Genomic DNA, 24,715 nt, shown 5'->3' on the forward strand with positions numbered 1-24,715 from the left:
TCTTCTCATTTTCCCAACATGGGCACCAACGGACAGTCCATTGTATACAGGTTGCGATACCTTGGATTGTCCTGATACAACTCCTCATGTGTCCCTCGCATCGAGATGAATCCCTGCTCCATAAAAATGATCTCGTCCATTTGCTCTAACCCGCTCAAGTGGTGCGTCACCCAAATCAATGTTTTTCCTTGCAAGACACGGAAGATCGTTGCCATCAAATCGCGTTCAGTCAACGGATCTAATCCCACCGTCGGTTCATCCAGGAGAACAATTGGCTTGTTTTGCAGCAAACTCCGGGCAAGGGCAATACGTTGCCTCTCTCCCCCAGAGAAGCGCAGACCGGTTTCCTGCATCCGTGTTTGATAACCGTCTGGTAGGGATTCAATCAGCTGATCCAGACCGACTTGATCTGTCACGGCACGAACCTCTTCATCGGAGGCATCGGGTCGACCAAGCCTAATGTTATTTGCTACGGTTGTGTCAAACAAATACGGCTGCTGATTCAACACGGAAAACAAACAAGCAGAAGCCTCTTCTGACTGGACAGGCTGTCCATTTACAGTCACCTGACCTGCTTCCGGCTGTAAGGCCCCTCGAATCAAGTTCAGTATCGTCGATTTACCAGCTCCGCTGCGGCCGAGCAACGCAATTTTGCCCCCTTGAGCCACCTCAAAAGACACGTCCTGCACACTCCAACTGCTGGCCTGCGGGTAGCGAAAACAAACATGATCGAGCTTCAAAATGCCCCCTGCTTGATCTGCCACCTTTTCCTTCTGCGCTTCCACAAAGGGACGACCGCCCTCGATCTCCCGAAGCCGCTCCAGAGACTCCTTGTATTCTGGCATTCGCACAACTGCATCAGAAATACGGGCAAACGCATCCATCAACGGAAATGCGACCAGCCCAATCGCAGCAATCAACGTAACAGGAATCTGATTCGCACCGGCAAGTCCACCCGCCCAGATGACCAGTAAGACAATCGCTCCACCGATTGCACACTGCGACATCCACTGTACTCGCCATTCTCCTCGTCGGATGCCGTTTTCGATCTGGGCAGCTGTCTTTTGCCGTTTCGAAAATAACTGGAGAAACTGCTGGGTACGACCACTAAGAATCCAATCACTCATGCCAAAAACAGCATCAGTCAACTCCCGATATGCAGCCTGTCTCTTCTGCTTGAATCGACGACTCTTGGCAATGGATGACCACAAGACTACTGCGGGTGCAACAAACAGCAGAAAACCACAGTACAACGCCATCAGCAGCGCGAACATCCCGTCCATTCTTCCCAGTGCCACAATCCCTGCACCGTAGAGGAGCACCGCCGAGACGGCTGGTAGCACAAAGCGCAGATAAACATTTTGTAGTTGCTCGATGTCATTCGCTAGTACACCAAGCAGATCGCCCGTACGAAAACGAGTGCGGAGGAGCTGATCTTGCGGCTCGATGGCCTGGTACAAACGCACACGCATGCGCGACAATACACGCAAAGCTGCATCATGTCCAACCAAACGCTCCAGGTACTGAATGACTGCTTTACTAAAGCCAAAAGCCCGGACAAGTACGATGGGAACATAGACCATTAAGACGTTTTCGGGCTTGAGTGCGGAGCGGGAAATCAAATACCCGGACGTATACAGCAAAGCACTCGCACATGCCACTGCCAAGGTTCCCAGCAAAGCCGCTGCGGCAAGCTGCCAGAAAAATTGGCGAAAGTATGGAAGAAACCACCCCTGATTGCCTTCTCGCGCTTCCTTCATCCTTTCTCCCCCTTGGCACTAGCTGTCAACAACCGATAAAATACGCTTTTTTGTGCAATGAGCTGTTCATAGGTACCCGTTTCTACCAGTCGTCCCTGGTCCATTACCCAAATCCAATCCATGTCTCGCATCCAATGTAAGCGATGTGTGGCCAAAAATACGCGCCTGTCCCCCAACACCGACAACATGGTCTGTTTGAGCTCCCATTCCGTTTCAATATCCAAGTGAGCGGTCGGCTCGTCGAGTAAAATCACTGGTCGGTTGCCAAGCAGCGCACGTCCTAATGCAACGCGCTGTGCCTGTCCGCCACTTAACGTGCGTCCCCCTTCGCCAATGATTTCGTCACAGCCATTTGGCAAGCTGTCCATCAGCTCTCCCAGACCAACATCACGAATCACCTGCTCCACCTGTTCCTGCGTCGAATCCGGTTCATAGAAGCGAATGTTATCCGCCAACGATTGATTGAATAAATACGGATGCTGTGGAATGTAAGCGATTTGCCGCTGCCACTCCTGCTTCGCATCCCCCGAAATGGGTTGACTATTTACTTGTATCACGCCAGCTTCGGGTTGAGAAAAGCCGCCTAACACTCCGAGAAGGGTTGATTTTCCTGCTCCGCTCGCCCCTACAATGCCCACTCTTCTCGTATTGCTGCCCAATTCCGTGGATACCTCACCCAGTACCTGTCTGCCATCCTCACCGACGACACGAATATCGGACAAGGTGATCGTTCCATTCCATACACCTGTCAGAGACGTCTGACTATCCGTTACTTGTGTTTCCGCCTTATGTTCATCTGTAGCGGCCCTATCGATAATGGTACGAATAGTCCCCAGCGCTTCCTTGCCATCCAATGAAGCGTGATAATCCGATCCAAGCATCCGTACTGGCAAAAAGTATTCTGGTGCAAGAATCAGGATGACCAATGCCGTTTCAAAGCCAACGTTCCCTTCAATCAGCCGTAACCCAAGACCAACCGCCACAAACGCAACTGACAGCATGCTGAAAAAGTCGAGTGCCAAAGAAGACAAGAAGGCCACACGCAACGTTCGCATCGTAGCGGATCGATATTGATCGCTCACTCTTCCGACAGTCTCCCCGTGGTCTTTGCTGCGTCCCAAAAACCGGAGCGTCGCAAGCCCGCGAAGCGAATCGGTAAAATGATGGGAAAGCATTCGATACGATCGCCATTGTTTGTCTGCCTGTTTACGCGCCGCCAGACCAAGAACGATAAAAAATCCGATGAGAACAGGCATCGTTACCATCAGGATCAGTCCAGAAATCACATCTTGCCTGTAGACAAATGCCAGAAGCGGAAACGTAACAAAAACCATATCCAGCGTACGCGGAACAGACAACTCCAGGTAGGTACGTACACGATCTACCCCTTCCAGGACAAGCGTAACAAGCTTTCCGCTTCCTTCACTGGCTGCAAAACGTGGACCACGCTCGAACAATCGGGATAAAACGCGCCCTTGCAAAGACTCACTGGCAGCTTCTGCAAAACGGCCAGCGACTTTCTTTTGTAGCCAAACGATGGTATGACGAGCGACTATCAGGACCAAAAACAGGGCAAGCGGCTGATACGCCATCTGAACCGTTTGCCCTTCAAATAAGATCGCAATCGACTTCGCCAAAAACAGGGCCTGACCGATAATCGCCGCACTTTGCAGGAGGGAAAGACCGGCTAGCAGCAGCATAACCGGTCGGATTCCTTGTAAGCGGAACAATTCCTTGTCCATTAGTACTCCAAATGATCCTTTTCAGTGACTCGTTTGTGGAAAACGAAGTAGCTCCAAGCCTGATAGGCTAGCACAAACGGTAAAAGCACTGCTGCAACAATGGTCATTGCTTTTAACGTGTATGGACTCGAAGCAGCATTATAAAGGGTCAAATCAAACGCACTATCAATCGTGCTGACCATCACCCGTGGGAACAAACCGATAAACATCGAGACGAACGTCAACAGGATCATCGCACCTGTCATCCCGAAAGCCCAGCCTTCCCTGCCTTGTCTCAAGTAGTGACGAGCCAGTACAAAAGCGATAACACCTAAGAGTACAGCTACTGTCAACAAAACACCCTGCCGCTCAAACAGATCGGTTACCATGAATGTCCACCCTACAAGCACTGCCATGAGAACCGCCTGCATCGGTAACAGCTTTGCTGCCAGTACACGTGATTTTTCACGCAGCTCGCCCACAGTGCGCAGCGAGATAAAGTTCAGACCGTGCAACAAGCATAGTCCTGTAACTGTCACACCTGCCCACAACGAGTATCCATTCACAATATCAGAGAAGCTCGCACTCATTTCCATATTCTGATCAATCGGCACACCCTTCACCAAGCTGGCAAACACCATTCCGAACAACATCGGCGGGACAAAGCTACCAATCAGAATCGCTGCGTCCCACGTCTTTTTCCAAGCCTCACCTTTCCCTTTGCCTCTAAATTCAAATGCTACCCCTCGCCCAATCAACGCAAGCAGAATCAGCGTAAGCACGAGATAATATCCGCTAAACATCGTGGAATACCACTCCGGAAACGCTGCAAACATCGCACCAGCGGCTGTAATCAGCCACACTTCATTGGCATCCCAGAACGGGCCAATCGTATTGATCAGAACCCGGGTTTGCAAATCATTTCGTGATAGCAGGCGCGTCGCCATGCCGACCCCAAAGTCGAAGCCTTCGAGAAAGAAAAATCCGGTAAACAGTACGGCAATGAGCAGGAACCACAGTTCATTAAGCTCCATAACGTTCACTCCTTACACGATCAAATGGATCCTGAAGCTGCAAATCCTCTACTTCCTCATGACCATCCAATTCCGGTCCTTTTTTGGCCACACGAGCAAACAGATAAGCCAAGAGGCACAGCAGGATGAGATAAATCGTCGTGAAGGCGATGAGAGAGAACCATACCGCTCCTGTGCTAATGCTTGGGGAAACCGAATCTTCAACACGCAACAGCCCAAATACCGTCCATGGCTGACGACCTACCTCCGTCATGATCCACCCCGCTGAGTTTGCGATGAATGGCAACGAGATACCCGCAACCATCAGCTGCATGAATCGCTTATTTGGCTGTTCCAGCTTTTTGCGTAAAGCGAGATATGCCCCGTACAAAGCCAGTAAAATCATCGCACTACCGCCCGCCACCATGATGCGGAAGCTCCAGAAGGTCGTCCGAACGGGTGGGATGTAGTTTCCTGGACCGTAGGTTTTCTCATACTCTGCCTGCAATTCCAGCATGCCCGGTACAGAACCTGAAAGCGAGTTGTACGTCAGAACGCTAAGCAAGTAAGGAATTTTTATTTCAAAGCCGTTTTCTTGTTTTTCTGGATCAATCGTTGCAAAAACCGTCCAGGGAGCTGGATCAGCGCTTGTTTTCCACAGCCCTTCACTCGCTGCCATTTTCATCGGTTGGGTAGCAACCAAATACTGTGCCTGACCATGACCGAATTGAGCAATAGCGAGCGAGGAAATCAATGCGACCACGATCGCGATTTTGAAAGATTGCACAAAGAATGTAACATCTTGTTTTTTCAACAGCTTCCAAGCACTGATACCTGCTACTAGGAAGGCACCTGTCGCAATTGCCGCAAATACGGTATGCGGGAATTCATATAGTAATTGTCCATTGGTAAGAAGAGCAAAGAAATCGACCATCTCTGCACGTCCGTTATTGATAGCGAAGCCAACTGGCTGCTGCATGAACGAGTTGGCTGCCAGAATCCAAAGAGCCGAAAGAATCGTTCCGATGGATACGAGCCAAATACATGCGAGATGCACACCTTTGGACAAACGATCCCAACCAAACACCCATAGTCCAATAAAAGTCGATTCGAGGAAAAATGCTAAGAGGGCCTCAATCGCTAGTGGTGTCCCAAATACGTCACCGACGAATCGTGAGAAATCAGACCAGTTCATCCCAAATTGGAACTCCTGCATAATCCCTGTCACAATCCCGACAGCAAAATTGATGAGCAAAAAGGTCCCCCAAAACTTGGCCATTTTTTTGTACAAATCATTCTTTTTTACCACATACATCGTTTCCATAATGGCTACCAATAAGGACAGCCCGATGGAAATCGGCACAAAAACAAAATGAAAGATTGTTGTTATCGCAAATTGAAGTCGTCCCAAATCCACTATGTCCATGTACAAGATCCCTTTCCATTCGCGTTTTGGCCTTTATGTACCGGAATAAATACCAGTGGGGAAACCTGCATTTATTACGACTTTGTGAAAAATATCACAAATATATGTGAAAAAATTCACAAATAATTCTCTCTCCTGTAACCCCCTTTTCGCATTCATCTTCATGAGAGAGTTTTTGGTTTACCCTGTATATCTCCGGTCATGTGTAATTGTAGCAGGACTTTTGGCCCTAGAGGGTGTCCGATTCGTTACATGATTTCTAACACTCTGTGACGGCACATAGAAAAATGGGCCCTGTACTAGGCCCATCTTGAGTGGAATACCCAGACGATCACCGACCTCGAAAAGCAATCGAAGTCGGTGTGCCTCGGTACGTGGTTAAGTAATAACTGCTTATTTTTTGATAGTGAAGGATTTGATGATGTTGCCAAGAGTCGCAGTATCAAGGTCCTTCTGATGGTACAGCTCAACCGTGAATTCTTCATGCTCCCAAATCACGATCCCGTTGGCGAAATACACCTTTTTCCCGCCAATGGTTTCGATCTTGACACCCTCTGTCGTGCTGATGCCGTTTTCGCCACCCTTTGAAATCAAGAAGGAAATAAACTCTTCCTCTTTTTCATACTGAACTTCTACCATACCCTCGGCTTGAATGAGGGTGTTGTAATAGGAATAATGCTCTGGCATCCATGTCGGTGCGGGAAAGTCCATTTTGCTAGCTGCGCGTGCTTCTTCCAATGTCATCTTTGGGTGTTCCTTTAGTTCTATAGGTGTATTGCTTCCTTGGGTATTGGACTGTGTAGAAGGCAGCTCTTTATCGTATTGGGTAATTTCCATGTTCCCGACCTGAAAGCGTGCCAAGATCGTCTGGAGCATTCCTTGGGCAAACGATGTAGTCGAGAATGCACCTAAAAGGCAAACAACAGCAACAGCACTAACTGTGGCGGCTTTCCATTTATTCATTTTCATATAAATCCCGTCCTTTTCATGTAGTTGTATGTTTCCTGATTCCAATTTGAATTTCAACCGATTGTATATGTTGACTTTTGGAGTGGCGTCATCTAATTCCAGATCAGTAAGCAAGTCGGTGAGTTCACGAAAATCGTCGAGATTATGCTTACTCTTCATAACGGAAGCCCCCTTTTTGCAATTCCATTTGCAGCTTTTTCAAGCATCTGTAGAGCACGACGCCAATATTTGAACCACTCACACCAAGCAGTTCTGCGATTTCTGCGTTTTTAAGACCAGCCGCATACTTCATGGCGATGATATTGCGCTCCTTGTCACTCAGCTTCGCCAGTGCTTGAAATAAGGCTTGATGATTGTCGTCGCGGATCACGATGTCCTCCGGTGACGACTTCGGCAAGACCAGATTCAGAATCGAATCCAATGAAAAGCTCATTCTTTTTTTCTGTGAGCGGAAGTAATCTGTCACCGCGTTTCTAGCGATCGCAAACAACCAGACCTCAAAGTTTGATTTATCCGGCGAGAAGCTACTATATTTTGAAATCACCATTTCAAACACATGACTGCATATTTCTTCCGCTGTGTAGTGATTATTGATACGATAGCAAATATATTTGTAAACGCGCTTATAGTACGCCCCATAAATGTGGGTAAAAGTTTCGGTCGACATGCCTTCCGCTTGCTTTTCGTGTTCTTCTGTTTGGCAGATGCCTGTGTTCACTGGGGCAATCTCCAACTACTTCCCCTCCCTTCTGGATGGAATAAACAAATTGCGCAATTTGTTTGATTGTGAGCCTCACGATAGTTAATACGGCAAAAGTAGAAATGTATTAACAACGTTTTTCAAGGATCGGAGGAAATAACGTGTGGATACCCTATAAAGAAATAAGGAGACACCCCGCTGATTTTCGGGTGAAGTATCGATTTTACTCGGAAAATGAAGGCGGGAGAAAGTCGACACCGTTTCAAGGCTATCGAAGTGATTTTTCTTACGAGGGAGATGACATAAGCATAACAGGCATCTTTGCCATCCATCCTGAATTTGAGGATGATCACGGAGAAATCATTTTAGATAACACAAGCCCTGTTCCTACAGAAGGAACTGCACGCATGTGGATCCTTTTCCCCCATATGCGTAAAGAGGTCCACACAAAAAGAATGGAGCTTGGCGTGATCGGATATTTTATGGAAGGCCCGAAAAGAGTAGCGGTAGTCGAAACAATAGAAATAATCGGCCTGCATTTAAATCCACACTCGTAAAATGCATCTGATCTTGGAGGTAAACAAATGACGGAAAAAAAGCAGGCTGTCAACGAATGACATCCTGCTTTTGGTTGATTATTTAGCCCAATGCGGTGGACGCGTGAACGATGGTGGCAGCTTGGTGCTTACATCGCCCTTCGCCGCGTTGAGCTGAACCTGCGTGAGAAACAACGTCTCCGTCAAGTTCGCTCCGCTTACATCTGTATCGCGAAAATCTGCACCAATGAGGTCAGCTCCCCGCAAATCTGCTCCTCTCAGATCAGCAGCAATCAGATAAGCGCCGCGCAATTGGGCTCCTCGTAAATCAGCGCCTTTGAGCTTGGCACCGATGAGATCAGCGCCTCGACCGTAGGACTTTCCTTGCTTGCCCCCTTTGTACTTGGCAACAGCGTCCTTGCGTACCAGTTCACTTGTCCGTAGCAATAGTTCGTTAACTTTTGCTCGATGAAGAGCGACGTCCAGCTTCAGGATGGCCTCGGGACTCTGATCCGTCAAGCGCTGTGTCTCCTCCAAAGCTTCCTGCAATGCGGGATGGAGGGACTGGGCAGCTTCCTTGGTCAACGCCTCCGTCATATACCAGAGCAGCTCATGAAGCTGCCACACGATCGGAAATACTTCGTACATTTGTTTCGCTAATCCGGGTTCTTTACGCCAATCTTGGCCGCCATAAGTGACTTGAGACACCTTTTGACCTGCTCCAAAACAATCGTAGACCGTACAACCGCGAAAGCCGATGTCTCTCAGCTTTGTGTGAACACCACACCGGAAGTCTGCCTGTAAGTTACTACAGGGCTTGCCTGCGTCTTTATTGATAGCAAAGTCAGAGGAAGCAGCAAAAGGCAATGCCACACAGCACAAGCCAAAGCAGCTTTCACAGTCACCTTGAAGATGACCGCGACTATTATTGTTAGATTGGATGTGTTCTTGATGCGTAGCCATAGTAATGATCCTCCTGGAAAAAAACACGATTCTCTCGCGTGTGGCGAAAAGAATCGTGCTACTTGATCTGTGAAAAACATCTCGATGTTTTTCATAAAACAGAATGTGACCGCTTACGGTCTTCAAATAAACGGTCAATACCGTTTATTTGAATGCGATTTGAGATTCGATTAGGTAATTCCCAAAGACTTCGGCAAATGCTTCTGCTGTATTATAGCCTTCTTCCAAGGTGTTGTTCGTACCACCGAATTCCAAAAGCAGGGCTCCCTCTGAAATGGACTGATTGTACACCCCGTTCCCTTGGTTTGAACCTTTCAGGATAATCCCCCGCGACAAACCGGGATAAGAGGCTTCCAGACGGGCGTTCAGCTCTTCTGCCAGCTTTTTGTTCGCCAGATGGTTCGGGTTCGCTGTTCCGATTACAAACAGCATCCGGGAATAGGTTTTGCCATTGATCGTGATCGCTACCTTGCTGCGTGGCTCATCACTGTCCCGATGAATATCGAATATGTACTGCAAGTGTGGACTGGTTGCAGCCGCTGCCGCTACCGCCTTGTACGACTCGGTATAAGACATCGAGTAGCTTTTATTTTGTTCCCTCAATCTCTGAGCGAAATCGTCTTGGCTCGCCATTGCCGAAATACCTCTTGCTTGCAACAGCTCGCCCAGCCTTTTTCCAACAAGCGTGATGTTAATCTCGGGATCATCTACCGAGCTCCCTTGTTGGTTCCGTGCAACATTTCGCCATGACTCACGATTATGGGTGTGATAGATATACACTTTCTCGTTTCCAATCATCCCACTGTTGTACTCGTACGTTGCTCCTGTCGGTGGCAGAGTACCCGCTGGTTGAATCTTATCTACGATCCATCCCGCGATGTAGGCGGTTGAATTGTCTGCCAGCCTGATGAGGTACCAGTCTCCTACGGTTTGCACAACCGGGAATACTTGTCCGGGTTGAACGGTTCCGATAATGGCATGATCGGTTGTGGGACCGTTACGGATGTTAGAATCAGGGTTTTTGACGCGAATCTGTAGTTCTTGTACAGAGGGAGGCGGTGTTGTTGGCAAAGTCGCTGGTGCCCCCGGTGTTGGACTCGACGGTGGCTGAACGACCCCAGTCTGTTCCATTGGTTTGAAGATATAGGCATTGGTCCCGTTAAAGTTGATGGTGTACCAGCCATTTGCATATCCGTAATGATTGATTGTCATCCCGCCATGGATTTCACCAATGACGGTACCAAGAATATCTGGCTGTGCATAAACTTCATAGCCTTCGGTTAATACGATTGTCCCTTGCCCAAATCCACTCCCTGTATTGGATGGGAGTACAGGAGGGGGAGGTGGTGGTGCCGGAATCGTTGTCGTGTCTGGGATTTGTACTGGTACCTGGGGTGGTTTTGGTGGTGGTGGTGCCGTTGTCTCCGTCAAGAAACTAGCTTTCACCCAGCCGTTCTTTTGATCCGACAGCTTAATTTGTGCCCATTCCCCTTGCTTTCTCATTTGCAAAAACACACCGTTTTTGTCGATGATCTGCAAAATTTGTGCTGTGGCATTTGGTTCTGCCCGAACATTCAGCATGTCTACATTGCTTTTGACATATTTGATCTGTGGAACTTCTATCATTTTCACATACTTATTATTGATCCATCCGGTATTGCCGTTCGGCAGCTTTACCTGTGTCCAATCTTTTTGCTGTTTGGTGATTGGCAATCGCGTCGCTTTTTTGAGTGTTGCAACGATCTGGGTAGTCGTACCTGGCTCGCTTCGAATATTTAACTGATCGACCGCCACTTCTACATGGGTGGCTGCTCGCGCAATGGACAGAGGCATCAGCAAAATCAGGAAGAAAACAGCTAGCAAGCTGACATTTACTCGTAAAAGCAAGTTCCTCGTTCCCCTCTGTTTTTCTCTTATTTTTGGAAAATCCGCTAATAGAAAGAACTTCTCGATTCGTCCGCATTTTCCTTCATGTTTTGACATCTTTTGCTCTCAAACAGCAATAATGTCACGATCATTCTATCTCCTGAAAATAGTGACGTATTTGCTAGAAAAAAGTTACAGAAAAAAGGATGAAGCAAAAAGCCTCACCCTTTTCTTTCTCCTCTATTTCCTTCCTACCATTTCGCTGCCCAAGCTTCTATCTCCACTTTGAGCGAAGGGACTGCCAATGACGGGACGTAAGACATGGTCATCGCTGGCGGTATCCCCCCATGGAACTTCTCCCACACTTGATTAAAATGCTTCCAATCCATTTGCTCGGTTGCCCATATATTGATTTTGATGATATGGTCCGAAGTAACGGACTCACTTTCAAAATTGCGCAGTATGTTCTGTAGCGTGTTTTCTACTTGTTCTTTCATATTTGTCGGCAGCTCTCCGTGAAGGTCCATTCCTACCTGCCCAGAAAGTATGAGCAAATCGGCTCCTTTTGGAACGACCGTCAGATGTGTATAGGGTCCCATAGGCGGAGCAACTGTACTAGGATTTTTGCGCTGAACCTTGGGCTTCACCTGGTCGGTTTGTTCTTCTTTGACGATCGCCAGTGTTTGGTGATCTTCCCACCGTCCATTAATTTTTACGTTTTTCTTGGCAATCCCTTCCTTGTGGAAACCAGCTTTTAGCAGCACTTTGATCGAGCCTATATTATGCGGCATCACTCCTGCTTCCAAACGGTGAAGACCTAATGTATCGAAGGCATAGTCAACGACGAGCTTTACGGCTTCCGTCATGTAGCCTTTTCCATTATGCTCTTTGTCCAGGAAGTAGCCGATCCAGCAGCTTTGCAGATTAACTCTTACGACCTCTGAAAGGATGACTTCCCCAATGATTTCATCCTGTCCTTTTTTTGCGATGACAAAAGCATATCCTCTGTCTTCTTCTTTTAATGCCATCGCGCTCTTGATCCTGTCGATTTGTCCTTCCAGCGTGTAAAACGCCTCTTCTCTCGTCCCTGTGAAGTTTTGAAAGAAGTCTCTGTTTCTCAATTCAAGCGCCAAGAGGCTCTGTGCATCCGATTCTTGTACCAGTCTTACGTAAATGTTCTCGCCGATTCCTTGCATACAATCCATCTCCCTTTTTCGAAATAAAAAAAACACCACAGAAAATCCTGCGGTGCCCTAAAAAGAAAACCACAGGAAGCGACCTGTGGCGTTTTTCCACTGTATCCTGATGAATCCCACTACATCAAAGGATGGTCGCTATATCCGTTTTTGGACATACTTCTCCCGTGATTGAGCCAGATCAAAGAAAACAGCGGTGGAGTATCCAATGCCTTTTGGCAAAGACAGTAATGATCTTTTTTTCATGTGGATACCCTCCTTTCCGCTGTTTTTACGTGCATACCATTTCGATATAGAGACGGTCGTAGCAACAACCGTTACATTATTATCCAGAAACTACTCCACAAGTATAGCGGCAAATGACATTCGTGGCAACAGCATCAGTGTCTCTTTTTGCCGTTTCGCCAAAGCATATACACATTCGCAATGGAGGTCAGTACAAGTAGACCCAACAGGATGTTTGTGACAATCAATGTGTTCGTCAAATGCTGAATAGGTGCATGAATCACAGATACAACGCTCATCAGCTTGTTCGGAATATCATTGATCGAGGCAACCAGATTATTGAAATACTGCACATAGTCCCCCAAACCAGAAAACCTCCTCTTGCATACCTTATCCCGTCCATAGCCTTTGATAAAATTCGCCGCCTTACTCCACTGAAGAAGAATAGATCCATTTTTTTGTGGAACAATGAAAAGAAGAGAAGATTTTCATCATTCATAATCTGATTGCAAGAAAGAAGGGAGCTACCTTTATGACGATTCAACGTTTTGTTCGGGAGTCGCGCACGTTCAAGGCAAGCCATGTGCTGCCCCCGGATACAAACAATCACAATACGCTGTTCGGCGGCAGGCTGATGGCGCATATCGACGATGTTGCATCGATCTCTGCGATGAAGCATGCCCGGGGTCCGGTTGTGACCGCCTCCACAGATTCCGTCGACTTTTTGCAGCCAATCCGGGTGGACAATGAGGTTGCACTCGAAGCCTTCGTCATATGGACGCATAACACGTCGATGGAGGTATTCGTCAAAATTGTTGCGGAAGATTTGCTAACGGGCGTACGATGCGTCTGTGCCACATCCTTTCTCACGTTTGTAGCGATTGGCGAGGATGGGCGGCCTACCCCTGTACCCAAGATCGTGCCGGAGACGGAAGAGGAGGTATTCCTGCACAATGGTGCTGACGAGCGTGCTGCGGCACGAAAAATCAGGCGAAAGGATAACAAGCATCTCGCGGATATGCTCGGAACGAGACGTCCGTGGGAGCCATTACTGAACACCCCGTAACGCCAAAAGTCCCCTTACCTTTTACAGGCAGGGGACTTTTGGCTGTAGCTTCCTACCTTCAGCCAGCAGCTTTTTAAACAACGCACAAGCGATAGTGGAGAAAGTGATCCGGTGTTTCCGACTCCATGTCATAGGGTTCGAATCCATTTTTCAGCAACACTTTTTGCGAGGAGATGTTATCCAGTGTGGTTTTCGCACAGATCATTCTGACATTCAAGTGGGGAGCATGCCCCTCCAAAAAGAGCTTCAGTGCCTGTGAAGCCACTCCTTTTCCAGCGGTATCTTCCCCGACTCGATAGCCGAGATGTCCGATTCCTTCGTCTTTCTCGATATCTACCAAATTCATTCTGCCCAAGATGTCACCCTGGCTGTTTTTGATGAGGCCAAAAAACGAGACACCTTGCTCCTGCTCGTCGAGCAAGGCTTGCAGACCCCATAAAAAATGGTCATATTGGTAGTAAGCTTCCCCCCGGCTGGGAACCGATTTTTCAAAAAAGGCGCGATTGCGCACTTCAAATTGAAACAAGCTGGCTGCATCTTGTATGCTTAATTTTTCGACAGTAATCATCATGAGTACGTATCCTTTCTTGAATCGAGGTGGAATGAATTTGGCAGTTGCTTATTTGGAAGAAGGTACATTTATCGCCTTTATTGCCTTTACGATATTTTTCTTTGTCGCTTACAAGCTCGATCAGATTTCGTTTGTTTCATTCATTGTGTCCTGCGCCGTCTCGGCTTGCGTTCACGCTGCCTTCTATTGGTTAATTGTAAAATATTGGCCGTTTTTTTAATAGCACGTAAAAAGGCGCAGGATGAACACCCGCGCCTGTATGTTTATCTGCTCACAGCTTCGCTTCATAGGCCGCCAACAATTGAGCCGCTTGCTTGTTGTACTGGTTGACCAAGCCTTGAATGGCTTTTTGCCACTCGGCTTGTGGGAGCGGCACTCGCAGTTGATTGGCTGGCTTTCCATTCACGATCAGTGCTGTTGTGAGCATTTGCTGTTGTGCGTCACTGAGTGAAGTCGTCGTTAACACCTTTGGCTTGAGGACTTTTTTTCCTTTCAGGGAACGCATGAGCTCTGTCATCAAAATGTGCTGATACTCCGCGTACAAATTCATGGTCATGTAGTAGCTCATTCCCTCTCGTACCGGCACAATTCCCCGCTTCTGTGCCCACTCCATCACCTGTGGCGCCGTCATCGCTTGACTTATTTTTCCTGTCGCCATGAAATAAGCCACTCGGAACATATCCTCGTCACTCATAACAGAGCGGTTCTCATCTGCCTTGACGATTCCCTTGGACACCAGCTCAGCAAGTACCGCCTGCTTGCCTGCATCCTTCGGCAGATTTAAATAAAGCGCCAGATTGGCAAAAAAGTGGCTCTCGCTGTTGCCTCCAGCTGGCCAGCTATACGGTTTGCCGAAATCGATCAGCTCAAGCGGGCGTGCTCGCATTGTATCCGAGTAGGCCGTAAACGATTGGAACGTGATCGGACTATAGGAGACCACTGGATTTTTCGTCAGGAATCTTGTCACAAACAGCTCTTGCCCACCTTGATCGAGATAACCGAACTGGTCTTTGGTTGTGAATACATAAGGCGTCTGAACGTCTGCCTCGCTCCACACTTGTGGGAATACTTTGCTTGTTGGCAAAATCGCCTCATATTTGGCCGCTGTCAGCACCTTTCCTTCCAGCGACATAAGGCCGTACAATCCTGTCTTCTTGTCCTGGTAGGCAATGGCACCCGTCTTGAGATCATATATGTGCATATACTTCATGGACTGATAATCGCCCGTGCTTAAGCGGAGCAACTGTGGTGAATAGACATCCCATCCTGTAGTTGACTGAATCAATACCCGATCAAAATAAGATTCCGTGTGAAAACCTTTCGCGCTCGTGAGCTTGTTCGCGAGCTGGTTCCCTTCTTGCGCCCATACATCCTGCGTGCCGTCCAATCGTGCTGTCATCACGATCTTTTGATTTTGTACTATCATTTGGTTTGCATCACGATACACAAAATCGCTCACGGCCTGGAGTTGCCCGTCATCGACCTTGATCATCGCCATTCCGACATTCCCCGCTCTCACACCCATCGTGTATACGGAATCAGCAACTTTGATCAAGGTAAGAGGCGGTCCGTCGTTGCCTGACTTCCACACCGCGACTTTGATCTCCGTAGTCAACAGCTTGCCATCAGGGGTATAAAGATCCGCCCAATCGTGATCCATTGCAACGATGACATTGGTATCGGAATCCATATAAACATATTGGTAGAGCTTGCTGATTGGTTGGTTCGTCTTGCGGTCCACAATCATCTCGCCTTTTCCCGGCTCATACTTTTTCGTCAAATCATCGGACAACGTATTGGGATTGACAGCTTCTATTTGTTTCCCACTGATGCTGTATCGCAGCACCCTTCCATCCGGCTCTGTTACCAGCACCTCCCCCGTTACTCCCTCGTGGCGAATGATTCGATTCTCAACAGGAGACAGGACCAAGCCTTCATCTTCAGAATAAAGTCCGATTTTGTTTCCGTCCTTCATGCTAAGCATGCTGTAGCTACCCAACGTCACATACGAGTCGAACCAAAAATCTGGCTCCTTGACTTCTTTTCCCCAGCTTGGGAGGATCGCTTTTTTCCCATCGCTGCGGACGAGAAAACGCGCCGCTGGCGGACCTTCTGCCCGCGGATACGCAAAGGGGATGACCGTCTCTCCCCCGACTTGGAGGACACCGTACAGATTCGTTTTCGGGTCCTGTCCCAGCACGTAGCTGCCATGCAAGTACTGGGCTCCTTTTTTCAATGGATGCGACGTACCTTTGGACTTGGAATGATACGTGATGACATCTCCAGAAACCGTGTAGTACAAATCCGGATTGTTATGCTCGAACCCGACTTCTTTGTAAATGGGCTCTGCCAGCATCCGTCCGTCCTTCCACAGCCCTTGTCCCTTGGGGCCGATCACCTGAAAGTATCCATTGTTCCAAATATAGAGCGCATTGTATTTCGGCTCGAGTACGTACTTGCCATTGCGATCAATCAAGCCTTCTTTTCCACCGGATCGCACCTTGAGATAGGCAGTGTCAGGACCGCCTTCGTTTGGAATCAATTCTGCTTTTTGCAGTGCAAACAGCTTTTTGCCGGAAGCAGGATCGTACATGATGAGCTCTTTGGGAGTAGTCGCGACGAAATAACGCTTTTTCTCCGCCTCTTTATTTTCCGTCTGATCAGGAGCAACGAGCTGTACCATCGTCAGCTTGCCTGCAACTGGCGGAATCAGCACCTTTCCATCTACATGGATCACCATCGATGATTTTCCTGAGAACATAATCGCTGTCCCTTGCTCATTGGATAAATTATACGGATGCGCCCCAGCAAACTTCATGGTCGACAGCTTGTTCGTCTTCAAATCGATATATTGGAACCAGCCGCCTTTTTGAACAATCGCAATATTTTTGGAATCCGGAATGTCGATATAATCCCAAATCGCGGGAGTTATTTCTTTCCCTGTCCGCGCGTCGAGAATTCCTTTTTTACCGCCCTTTGTTACGATCATGTTTTTGGTAGATCGCTCAAAATCTTCATAAATGGCCTGAGTGACTAGCTTGTTACCGTCCGTAAAACCGATCTTGTAGTCTGTTGTATACGGCTGAATCTTGGAAAACGTAGCCGCATGGACAGAAGAAGTCCAAACACTTGCCCCGAGTACGACCGCCGTAACCAGACTCACGGTTTTTGTTTTTATGTTCATTGGTGATTGGCCTCCCTTGTCAAACATTCCCTTCCTTTGACGCTTCGTTGGGCGAAATAGTTTCGTTGCACTTTTTCAAGCAACTGGAACCTTTTCTTTCCCTCCACTCGCTTTTAAGCGTGCTATAATTGTTCACACCGACGCAGTATAATCATCGTATACGGATGGGAGTGCTGAAAAGAGCACTTGGAAAGGATGTTCCCATGAATTTCTTTGCTGCCGCCTTGCAAAAGCCGGATGTAAGACGATTTGGGATTTTGGCGTTGTTTTGTTTGTTGCTTTACTCCTTGGGAAGTATGCTGAACATGGTTTTGCTTACCTTTTTAGTTACCTATTTAATGAATCGGCTGCATCAATACCTCACGCGTGTCACACACAAAGTCGTGCCGATCCATCCCAAGCTGATTCTCATTTTTCTCTATATGTTGCTGACGTTCTTTCTCGTTGTGGGTGGGATGAAAGCCATTCCGGCTCTGATTCACCAAACCGGACAATTGTTCCATTCCATCGAGGAAGTGTACCACCAAAATCAGAACAATGAGTTTGCCCCCTATCTTATGTCTGTTGTTGGGAAGCTAGATATGAAGGGCATCGTTCAAGGCAGCCTTGATTTTCTCGCAGTGGTAAGAAACGTTGGGTTCAATGTCTTTCTGGCGATTATTTTGAGCCTGTTTTTCCTGCTCGGCAAAGACAATGTCGTTACGTTTACTGCTCAATTTCGTACGAGCAAATTATCGTGGTTATACAACGAGATTGCCTACTTCAGTCAAAAATTCATCCTGACCTTTGGCAAAGTAATCGAAACACAGTTGTTGATCGCCTTATTCAATACGACCTTCACCGTCATCGGTCTATGGATCATGGGCTTTCCGAATCTATTGGGACTCGCGATCATGGTCTTTATACTGGGACTCATTCCGGTTGCAGGTGTCGCCATTTCATTGATTCCGCTCAGTGCCATCGCCTTCAGTGTCGGTGGTATCGCAACCGTCGTCTATTTGCTCATCTTCATCATGATGATTCACGCGCTGGAAGCCTATGTGTTGAATCCTCGCTTAATGGCAACGAAGACTCACTTGCCGATTTTCTACACGTTTATCGTTTTGATCTTTTCCGAGCATTTCTTTGGAGTATGGGGACTGATTGTTGGAATTCCGTCCTTTGTTTTCTTGCTCGACATCTTGGAAGTGAAGAAAATGGAACAACCCCCTACCAAAAATAAATCTGTTCAAAAGGATGCACGAGAAGTACAAGTCAACACGTAACATGATGGACATAGAGAAGGAGCCCCTCGTGAAAAGGGCTCCTTTTTGCCTTTACTTGCCTTCAAACCATTTGATCAAAGCTTGCGTGCCGCTATCTGCCTCGCCGTTTGCTGCCAGTTCTTCATAAAGCGATTTGGAGAGTACGAGTCCTGGTGTCATCAGCCCCATTTCCTCTGCTGCTTCCAATGCGATCCCCATGTCCTTGATAAAATGTTTGACGTAGAAGCCAGGGGCAAAGTTGCCTGCGATCATGCGCGGCGCCAGATTCGACAGCGACCAGCTGCCTGCCGCACCCGCTCCAATGCTCGTCAGCACTTTCTCTGGGTCCAGACCTGCTTTTTTCGCATACGCGATCGCTTCACACACACCGATCATGTTCGTCGCAATGCAAATCTGGTTGCACATTTTCGTATGCTGACCTGCACCTGGTCCACCCTGCAACACAACGTTTGTCCCCATGATCGTAAACACAGGCTCCATCGCATCAAATACTTCCTGATCGCCACCAACCATGATGGTCAGTCGCGCTTCACGTGCCCCCACATCTCCACCGGAGACAGGCGCATCCAGGGAATGCAGCTCGTGCTTTTTGGCTTCCTCATAAATATGTTTCGCCAGTGACGGCTTTGATGTCGTCATATCGATCAAATAGGTGCCCGGCTTCGCATTTGCCACAATTCCATCTGCGCCGAGATATACTTCCTCGACATCAGATGGGTAGCCGACCATAGTGATGATGACGTTTGCCTCTTTTGCCAGCTCACTAACATGTTCCTTCCAAATCGCGCCGGCTGCCAGCAAATCTGCCGCTTTTTCCTTTGTCCGCGTGTACACCAGCACTGTATATCCTGCTTGCAGAAAATGGTTTGCCATGCTTTTCCCCATGACACCCGTTCCTACAAATCCAATGATTCTTTCACTTACAGGTAAAGCCATGTGAACCACTCCTTCGTTTCTCTCTTTCCTATTCTCTCGACAATTGTACTTCTCGAATCTATCCGAATATTCCTGCTACGCGTCTTCTGTGTTTCCATGCAAAAAGAGACATATGTCCTTTTTTTTCGCGCTCAAATGCCTTTTACTAAAGAGGTATAACCTGCAAGCAAACGAGCAGGAGGCTTGATACATGAAAGAACTTCACGACCGCACCCTTTTGCATACGTTGGTGCAAAATAGTCCCTTGCCCGCTATTTTTGATGCCGCTACTCTCCATGAAATGCGCCTGGATCAGGCTGAGAAGGGTGATATCCTCTGTTCGAAGGGCGATCAGCTTCACCATATGTACTTCATTCTGAAGGGAAAAATCAAAATTTTCACGACGCTTCCTAATGGAAAATCGTTGTTGCTTCGCTTTAACAATCCACTCGCGATTATCGGAGACGTCGAGTATGTCACACAATGCGAGGTTCGCAATACGGTTGAGTTTGTCCATCGAAGTCTCGTGGTTAGTCTCCCCTTTCACGTTTTGCAGGAAAAGTACCAGAACCACCCGCCTTTTTTGCAATTCATTCTTCATAAAATCAGTCACAAGCTGTATACATCATCGAACTCCACCAGCCTGAACCTGCTGTATCCCGTTGAAAATCGCTTTGCCAGCTATTTGCTCTCCACATTGTCCAGCGATACAGGGTCGACGGCTTCCGAGGAGCTAAAGACGGCGAAGCTAACAGAGGTTGCCGAGCTGTTGGGTACGAGCTATCGGCATTTGAACCGGGTCATCCGCAATCTTTGTGCAGCATCCGTGATCGAACGTAAAAAAAGCGCACTAATTATCAAGGATCGAGAAAAAATCAGTGAGCTTGCAAGCGGAAACATCTATGAGTGATCAACCACATAGGAGGTCTTATTGTGCAAGGCATTCTCTTTTCGTTACTCGCTGGCGTTTTTATTTGTCTGCAAAGCGTGTTCAATGCGCAAGCCAGTACAAAGCTCGGATTGTGGCAAACCAATGCAATTGTTCATGCCGTAGGCTTTCTTGTATCGTTCTCGATCTTTCTTTACGTTCGTGATGGCGATTGGAAAAGCATCGGGGAAGTGAACAAGGTGTATTTGCTTGGGGGCGTTTTCGGGGCAGTGATCGTTTTTAGTGTGATGAAAGGCATTACGTCCATCGGGCCTGCTTATGCCGTATCGATTCTGCTCATTTCACAATTGCTCGTCGCTCTGCTCATTGATTCACTCGGCCTGTTCGGTGTGCAAAAGGTCCCCATTACCTTGAACAAGATCATCGGAATCGGCATCATGATCGCGGGCGTAGTCGTTTTCAAACTCAAATAAAGGAGGAGGGCATTATCGCCCTCCCCTACAGAATCAATTGCTCCGGATTCAGCCCCAGCAACGCTTCATGTACAAACCTTCCGTCTTTTCGAATGAGTACATCGTCAAACCAGATTTCGCCGCCACCGTATTCCGGACGCTGAATGCAGATCAGGTCCCAATGAATCGCGCTGCGGTTGCCGTTATCCGCCTGATCATAGGCACGACCCGGTGTGAGATGGAAGCTGCCAGCTATTTTTTCATCAAACAAAGTATCCCCCATCGGGTGCAAAATGTACGGGTTAAACGCAATGGCGAATTCACCGATGTAGCGTGCCCCCTCGTCCGTGTCCAATATTTCGATGAGCTTGTCTGTATGGTTAGCGTACGCCTCGACAATCTTTCCCTCCCGAAAAGTAAACCGGACGTTTTCAAACGTTGTTCCTTTGAAGTTGCTGGGCGTATTGTAGCTGATCGTCCCGTGAATCGAATCGCGCACGGGAGAGGTGTACACTTCGCCATCGGGAATGTTTCGTTTGCCTACCGCTGTCCGCGTCCCAATCCCTTTGATCGAAAACGTCAGGTCTGTCCCTGGTCCAACGATGCGTACCTTGTCCGTTTTGTCCATGAGGTCGTACAACGGCTGGCACGCTTCGGCCATTTTCCGATAATCGAGTGAACATACGTTGAAATAAAAATCTTCAAACGCATCTGTCGTCATGTTGGCCTTTTGAGCAAGAGCCGAGGTCGGGTAGTTAATGCGTAGTCCTGTAATTTGATTGTCGACATAATGGAAAATGGAATCATACGCTTCTGCGTACAGACGGTATTTCTCCTGCGGAACATCCTTCATCTCACTGTCATTTGTCTCGCCATGAATGCCGATATAGCCCTGTATGCCAAACCACAGGTCCTTTTCCAACTGAACGGTCTGGACAAGCTGCTCTTCGGTTAGCCCTTTCAACCATTCCCGCTGGACCTTTGGCCGTACAAAACGCAGGTGAGGATACGCTCCCTTCGCATACAGGCGCTTCACCAACTCCATTGCCAGCGCTTCTCCTTCATCCACGACCATGATCATAATATGCTGCTTAGCTTGCACATCCAGGCTGTACGAAATTAAGTTGTCGGCTATTTTCCCTAGTCTTTCATCTCTCATCTGACACGCGTCCTTTCCGGATTATCATTACCCTTCCAGCATAGCGTGCGTTTGTCAGAGGAATATCATCTGAAAACAAGTGATCACCACACTGTTGTGGTCGGGAGAAGCCCTGCCACATGTTTTCCAGTCGCCTATATCCTCTCTTCGTTCGGGCGGTCTCCTTCCAAACATGTGGCAGGGCTTTCGGACAGCAGTAAATTCCTTCGTGTTATTAAAACGTTTTGCAAGTTAACGCAAGGAAGCTTGTGAAAGTCAATTCAGTTGAAATAGAACATCTTAGAACCACTTTCAACGAATGAACGAATAGCTACGTAGGAAGAAGCGAATTTCCAGTCCAAGCGCCTCTGGAGCCCAACCTAGCTTCGGAATAAATGGCGGGGAATTTAAGCTTCACTTATGAAATACTTCCTCGAAACTTCTACGTTTGAAGCGCTCCCGCCATTTATTCCGAAGCGGACAGTCTTCCCCCCCTTGCAGGGCGGAGGCCGAAGCGCAGACTGGAAATTCGCTTCTTCCTCCCACTCGAGTCACTTATAAACGAAAAAGCGATGCTAATGCACCGCTTCTCCATGATTCACTTTCCTAACCGCTTGTGCTGGACATCCTCCACACGCTGACTGATCCTCGCAAGTACAAAGGAAATAATGACCGAGAATATCACAATGCCGTAAAATCCAGCACCGATCCCTATGCCAATCCCTCCAGCGAAAAAGATCATGGCTGCGGAGGTCAGTCCTTTTACTTTCAAACCGTCCTTCAAGATGACGCCTGCTCCCAAAAACCCAAGACCTGTGACAATCTGCGCAGCCAAGCGCATCGGGTCCATCATCGTTCCGTTGCCAGGCGCAGTGTACAGCTTTGTGCTGTAAATGGAAACGAGTGTGATGAGCGTGCAGGCTACAGACACGTACATATACGTTTTCAGCCCGGCAGGCTTGTTTCTGTGCGAGCGATCCCACCCGATGAACAAACCGAGAATCGCGCTCACCACTACCCGCACATACATTTCCAAGTCATACTGCACATACAACCATTGAAGAGTCTCCATCCTCGTCACCTTCTTATTGCGATAGAGACATGATATGTGCAGATCCGAAAAATAGACCCAGCATCGGAAACTTTTTAAACAGAAAAACGGACGCCTCTTAACCGTCCGCTTGTAGCTTGTACAACTATTCCAATGTTTTAAATTTAAGGACGGTATCATGCCGGCTACAAATAATCTGACATCCCTTTATCAAGGTCGATATCCGTACATACTGAAAACAAACAGCAAGCATAGATAGATAATCGCTGCGGGTACAATGGTAAGAGAAATGAGAAACCGTTTCTTCACACTGTTGGCATTTCGAAACAGCCAAAAGTAGATGAACAGCAGGATGAGAAGAAATGGGACAAAATAAAAGCCGAGCATGAGTCCCACCCAATCCGAGTTGGTTTCCCAGAACTTCTCTGGCACGGGCACCCGATGATATTCACTATATATCTCTTCTTTACGAGAGATAAATAGGTAAGATAGCACGAGATAGTAACCGAATATAACGAATTTCAGCCAAGGCTTGATCTGTTTCGCGGCGAGTGTTATGGAAAAAACGATTCCCAGAATAAACCATAATGCCATGTATTTCATCTGGATCCCTCCTACGAAGGATTATAGGGATCCGTCCTGTTGGAGATAAGTACCAACTTTTTTTGGTACCTCACCCTCACGTGATTACAAGAGTCGACAAAATTTGGAATCCTTCCTATAATAGACTTGTCAAACAACACGGTATGCGGGTATCTTTGCATATAGAAAGCTCACTACCTGTAGGAGATGGTCACGATAACGTACGCTCTTTCGTTTTTACTGTCGTTTTGTATCGTTATGGTGCTGATTCCGCCTCTGGCTAAATTGGCATTTCGCCTTGATTTTGTGGACAAGCCACGTAAAGACGTGGAAAGAAAAATTCACCGGGAGCCTATCCCCTTGACCGCCAGCTACGCTATTTTTGTCGGCTTTGCTGCATCGTTTTTGCTCTTCTCGAAAGAATCGACTGGGCAAACGATCGCTGTTCTGTCAGGCTCACTACTGTTGCTGATTATCGGTACCATTGATGACTGGTACAAAACGCAAGGCAAGGATTTTTCCGCCCTGCCCAAGCTGATCGTCCAAATATCAGCCGCTGTGATTGTCTACTTGTCGGGTATTACTTTTTCCGGCTTTTACAATCCATTGAGTGGCGAATACATACTGCTCCCGCAATGGTTGCAGTTCATCCTGACCATCCTGTGGATTTTCGGAGTAACGACGGTCATCAATTTTTCGGATGGCATGGACGGTTTGGCTGGAGGGCTTTCTGCGATCTCCGCAGGCACTCTCTTCGTAGTCGCTTTGGTAAAAGGACAAAGCACCTCTGCGATTATGGCGATCAGTCTGATCGGTGTTGCCTTGGCTTATCTGCGGTACAACAAACCGCCGGCCAAAATTTTCATGGGAGATGCAGGCGCGACCTTCCTCGGCTTTATTTTGGCGGTTATCGCGTTGGATGGTGCTTTTAAGCAGGCAACTGTTCTCTCCTTGTTCATTCCGATTTTAGCACTCGGTGTGCCGATTTTTGATAATCTGTTTGTGGTGACCAAGCGCTTCCTGCAAGGAAAGCCGATCTACCAAGCAGATGCCAGTCAGGTTCATTATCGCCTGCTGCGTTCTGGACTTAATCCAAAACAAGTCGTCACCTTCCTGTGCTTGATCAGTGTTTGCTTTAGTCTGACGTCTATTATCCTGCTCCTGCTTGGAGTATAGTTATTATCGGTCACAACGAAAAATGCCGCTTGGGTCTAATCCCTGCGGCAT

23 protein-coding genes are annotated in these 24,715 nt (G+C 47.7%); 7 read left to right on the forward strand and 16 right to left on the reverse strand.

Features of this window, described 5'->3' with window-relative positions; translation table 11 throughout:
- Window positions 1–5 precede the first annotated feature (5 nt).
- The 6 genes from cydC to HP570_RS17245 form a co-directional block, all read right to left on the reverse strand.
- On the reverse strand, window positions 6–1,760 hold the full coding sequence (cydC, locus tag HP570_RS17220; RefSeq protein ID WP_173626524.1) for a thiol reductant ABC exporter subunit CydC: 1,755 nt from the start codon (window positions 1,758–1,760) through the stop codon (window positions 6–8).
- Complete coding sequence (gene cydD / locus HP570_RS17225) at window positions 1,757–3,502, reverse strand: thiol reductant ABC exporter subunit CydD (protein ID WP_173626525.1); 1,746 nt, start codon at window positions 3,500–3,502, stop codon at window positions 1,757–1,759. Before cydD ends, cydC begins: the two co-directional genes overlap by 4 nt.
- Window positions 3,502–4,515: a cytochrome d ubiquinol oxidase subunit II gene (cydB, locus tag HP570_RS17230; RefSeq protein ID WP_173626526.1), complete on the reverse strand. Its 1,014-nt coding sequence runs from the start codon at window positions 4,513–4,515 to the stop codon at window positions 3,502–3,504. Before cydB ends, cydD begins: the two co-directional genes overlap by 1 nt.
- A complete protein-coding gene (locus HP570_RS17235; RefSeq protein ID WP_015892836.1) occupies window positions 4,505–5,920 on the reverse strand; it encodes a cytochrome ubiquinol oxidase subunit I in 1,416 nt (471 codons plus the stop codon). The genes cydB and HP570_RS17235 overlap by 11 nt, the downstream gene beginning before the upstream one ends.
- A gap of 393 nt (window positions 5,921–6,313) precedes the next feature.
- Window positions 6,314–7,048, reverse strand: coding sequence for a hypothetical protein (locus tag HP570_RS17240; RefSeq protein WP_173626527.1), 735 nt, complete (start codon window positions 7,046–7,048; stop codon window positions 6,314–6,316).
- Window positions 7,038–7,622: a sigma-70 family RNA polymerase sigma factor gene (locus HP570_RS17245; RefSeq protein ID WP_173626528.1), complete on the reverse strand. Its 585-nt coding sequence runs from the start codon at window positions 7,620–7,622 to the stop codon at window positions 7,038–7,040. Before HP570_RS17245 ends, HP570_RS17240 begins: the two co-directional genes overlap by 11 nt.
- Window positions 7,623–7,750: 128 nt before the next feature.
- On the opposite strand from HP570_RS17245, the gene HP570_RS17250 reads away from it, so the two are divergent.
- Window positions 7,751–8,146, forward strand: coding sequence for a hypothetical protein (locus HP570_RS17250; protein WP_173626529.1), 396 nt, complete (start codon window positions 7,751–7,753; stop codon window positions 8,144–8,146).
- Between the two features lie 78 nt (window positions 8,147–8,224).
- Here HP570_RS17250 and HP570_RS17255 read toward each other — a convergent pair whose 3' ends face one another.
- The 4 genes from HP570_RS17255 to HP570_RS17270 all read right to left on the reverse strand — a co-directional run bounded on the left by HP570_RS17255 (window position 8,225) and on the right by HP570_RS17270 (window position 12,740).
- On the reverse strand, window positions 8,225–9,088 hold the full coding sequence (locus HP570_RS17255; RefSeq protein ID WP_173626530.1) for a pentapeptide repeat-containing protein: 864 nt from the start codon (window positions 9,086–9,088) through the stop codon (window positions 8,225–8,227).
- A gap of 144 nt (window positions 9,089–9,232) precedes the next feature.
- Window positions 9,233–10,975 (reverse strand): stage II sporulation protein P, encoded by a 1,743-nt coding sequence (gene spoIIP / locus HP570_RS17260; protein WP_173626531.1) that lies wholly within the window; start codon window positions 10,973–10,975, stop codon window positions 9,233–9,235.
- A 230-nt stretch (window positions 10,976–11,205) separates the two neighbouring features.
- Window positions 11,206–12,150, reverse strand: coding sequence for a GNAT family N-acetyltransferase (locus HP570_RS17265; protein ID WP_173626532.1), 945 nt, complete (start codon window positions 12,148–12,150; stop codon window positions 11,206–11,208).
- 380 nt (window positions 12,151–12,530) lie between these two features.
- Window positions 12,531–12,740, reverse strand: a complete 210-nt coding sequence (locus HP570_RS17270; protein WP_041749598.1) for a hypothetical protein — start codon at window positions 12,738–12,740, stop codon at window positions 12,531–12,533.
- A gap of 167 nt (window positions 12,741–12,907) precedes the next feature.
- Here HP570_RS17270 and HP570_RS17275 point away from each other — a divergent pair, with 167 nt between their 5' ends.
- Window positions 12,908–13,441: an acyl-CoA thioesterase gene (locus HP570_RS17275; protein ID WP_016740332.1), complete on the forward strand. Its 534-nt coding sequence runs from the start codon at window positions 12,908–12,910 to the stop codon at window positions 13,439–13,441.
- A 73-nt stretch (window positions 13,442–13,514) separates the two neighbouring features.
- Here HP570_RS17275 and HP570_RS17280 read toward each other — a convergent pair whose 3' ends face one another.
- Window positions 13,515–14,012, reverse strand: coding sequence for a GNAT family N-acetyltransferase (locus HP570_RS17280; protein ID WP_173626533.1), 498 nt, complete (start codon window positions 14,010–14,012; stop codon window positions 13,515–13,517).
- 31 nt (window positions 14,013–14,043) lie between these two features.
- Between HP570_RS17280 and HP570_RS17285 the strand changes: the two genes are divergently transcribed.
- On the forward strand, window positions 14,044–14,232 hold the full coding sequence (locus HP570_RS17285) for a hypothetical protein (RefSeq protein ID WP_254495351.1): 189 nt from the start codon (window positions 14,044–14,046) through the stop codon (window positions 14,230–14,232).
- A gap of 51 nt (window positions 14,233–14,283) precedes the next feature.
- On the opposite strand, the gene HP570_RS17290 is transcribed toward HP570_RS17285, so the two are convergent.
- Window positions 14,284–17,196: a WG repeat-containing protein gene (locus tag HP570_RS17290; protein WP_173626535.1), complete on the reverse strand. Its 2,913-nt coding sequence runs from the start codon at window positions 17,194–17,196 to the stop codon at window positions 14,284–14,286.
- Between the two features lie 203 nt (window positions 17,197–17,399).
- On the opposite strand from HP570_RS17290, the gene HP570_RS17295 reads away from it, so the two are divergent.
- Entirely contained in the window at window positions 17,400–18,461 is a 1,062-nt protein-coding gene (locus HP570_RS17295) for an AI-2E family transporter (RefSeq protein ID WP_173626536.1), read from the forward strand.
- A gap of 51 nt (window positions 18,462–18,512) precedes the next feature.
- Here the strand turns inward: HP570_RS17295 and HP570_RS17300 are convergent, their stop codons facing one another.
- Complete coding sequence (locus HP570_RS17300) at window positions 18,513–19,397, reverse strand: NAD(P)-dependent oxidoreductase (RefSeq protein WP_173626537.1); 885 nt, start codon at window positions 19,395–19,397, stop codon at window positions 18,513–18,515.
- A 190-nt stretch (window positions 19,398–19,587) separates the two neighbouring features.
- Here HP570_RS17300 and HP570_RS17305 point away from each other — a divergent pair, with 190 nt between their 5' ends.
- Entirely contained in the window at window positions 19,588–20,286 is a 699-nt protein-coding gene (locus HP570_RS17305; RefSeq protein WP_173626538.1) for a cyclic nucleotide-binding domain-containing protein, read from the forward strand.
- A gap of 23 nt (window positions 20,287–20,309) precedes the next feature.
- Window positions 20,310–20,738 carry a DMT family transporter gene (locus tag HP570_RS17310; RefSeq protein ID WP_015892851.1) on the forward strand — a complete coding sequence of 143 codons (429 nt, stop codon included), beginning with the start codon at window positions 20,310–20,312 and terminating at the stop codon, window positions 20,736–20,738.
- A 25-nt stretch (window positions 20,739–20,763) separates the two neighbouring features.
- On the opposite strand, the gene HP570_RS17315 is transcribed toward HP570_RS17310, so the two are convergent.
- The 3 genes from HP570_RS17315 to HP570_RS17325 form a co-directional block, all read right to left on the reverse strand.
- A complete protein-coding gene (locus tag HP570_RS17315; protein WP_173626539.1) occupies window positions 20,764–21,876 on the reverse strand; it encodes an aminopeptidase in 1,113 nt (370 codons plus the stop codon).
- 577 nt (window positions 21,877–22,453) lie between these two features.
- Window positions 22,454–22,927, reverse strand: coding sequence for an MgtC/SapB family protein (locus tag HP570_RS17320; RefSeq protein WP_173626540.1), 474 nt, complete (start codon window positions 22,925–22,927; stop codon window positions 22,454–22,456).
- Between the two features lie 189 nt (window positions 22,928–23,116).
- Window positions 23,117–23,509: a hypothetical protein gene (locus HP570_RS17325; protein ID WP_173626541.1), complete on the reverse strand. Its 393-nt coding sequence runs from the start codon at window positions 23,507–23,509 to the stop codon at window positions 23,117–23,119.
- Between the two features lie 186 nt (window positions 23,510–23,695).
- On the opposite strand from HP570_RS17325, the gene HP570_RS17330 reads away from it, so the two are divergent.
- Entirely contained in the window at window positions 23,696–24,664 is a 969-nt protein-coding gene (locus tag HP570_RS17330) for an MraY family glycosyltransferase (RefSeq protein WP_015892855.1), read from the forward strand.
- The last annotated feature ends 51 nt before the right edge of the window (window positions 24,665–24,715 follow it).

Origin of the sequence: Brevibacillus sp. RS1.1, assembly GCF_013284365.1 — a bacterium.
GTDB classification, from domain to species: domain Bacteria; phylum Bacillota; class Bacilli; order Brevibacillales; family Brevibacillaceae; genus Brevibacillus; species Brevibacillus brevis_D.

What these genes read in the sequence shown, in the direction of transcription:
- HP570_RS17265 (WP_173626532.1), bottom strand. Translation starts at nt 12,150, where the DNA reads ATGCAAGGAATCGGCGAGAACATTTACGTAAGACTGGTACAAGAATCG.
- HP570_RS17315 (WP_173626539.1), bottom strand. Translation starts at nt 21,876, where the DNA reads ATGAGAGATGAAAGACTAGGGAAAATAGCCGACAACTTAATTTCGTAC.
- cydC (WP_173626524.1), bottom strand. Translation starts at nt 1,760, where the DNA reads ATGAAGGAAGCGCGAGAAGGCAATCAGGGGTGGTTTCTTCCATACTTT.
- HP570_RS17295 (WP_173626536.1), top strand. Translation starts at nt 17,400, where the DNA reads ATGAATTTCTTTGCTGCCGCCTTGCAAAAGCCGGATGTAAGACGATTT.
- HP570_RS17290 (WP_173626535.1), bottom strand. Translation starts at nt 17,196, where the DNA reads ATGAACATAAAAACAAAAACCGTGAGTCTGGTTACGGCGGTCGTACTC.
- HP570_RS17235 (WP_015892836.1), bottom strand. Translation starts at nt 5,920, where the DNA reads ATGGACATAGTGGATTTGGGACGACTTCAATTTGCGATAACAACAATC.
- HP570_RS17275 (WP_016740332.1), top strand. Translation starts at nt 12,908, where the DNA reads ATGACGATTCAACGTTTTGTTCGGGAGTCGCGCACGTTCAAGGCAAGC.
- HP570_RS17325 (WP_173626541.1), bottom strand. Translation starts at nt 23,509, where the DNA reads ATGAAATACATGGCATTATGGTTTATTCTGGGAATCGTTTTTTCCATA.
- HP570_RS17320 (WP_173626540.1), bottom strand. Translation starts at nt 22,927, where the DNA reads ATGGAGACTCTTCAATGGTTGTATGTGCAGTATGACTTGGAAATGTAT.
- HP570_RS17255 (WP_173626530.1), bottom strand. Translation starts at nt 9,088, where the DNA reads ATGGCTACGCATCAAGAACACATCCAATCTAACAATAATAGTCGCGGT.
- cydD (WP_173626525.1), bottom strand. Translation starts at nt 3,502, where the DNA reads ATGGACAAGGAATTGTTCCGCTTACAAGGAATCCGACCGGTTATGCTG.
- HP570_RS17280 (WP_173626533.1), bottom strand. Translation starts at nt 14,012, where the DNA reads ATGATGATTACTGTCGAAAAATTAAGCATACAAGATGCAGCCAGCTTG.
- HP570_RS17330 (WP_015892855.1), top strand. Translation starts at nt 23,696, where the DNA reads ATGGTCACGATAACGTACGCTCTTTCGTTTTTACTGTCGTTTTGTATC.
- HP570_RS17305 (WP_173626538.1), top strand. Translation starts at nt 19,588, where the DNA reads ATGAAAGAACTTCACGACCGCACCCTTTTGCATACGTTGGTGCAAAAT.
- HP570_RS17300 (WP_173626537.1), bottom strand. Translation starts at nt 19,397, where the DNA reads ATGGCTTTACCTGTAAGTGAAAGAATCATTGGATTTGTAGGAACGGGT.
- cydB (WP_173626526.1), bottom strand. Translation starts at nt 4,515, where the DNA reads ATGGAGCTTAATGAACTGTGGTTCCTGCTCATTGCCGTACTGTTTACC.
- HP570_RS17285 (WP_254495351.1), top strand. Translation starts at nt 14,044, where the DNA reads ATGAATTTGGCAGTTGCTTATTTGGAAGAAGGTACATTTATCGCCTTT.
- HP570_RS17240 (WP_173626527.1), bottom strand. Translation starts at nt 7,048, where the DNA reads ATGAAGAGTAAGCATAATCTCGACGATTTTCGTGAACTCACCGACTTG.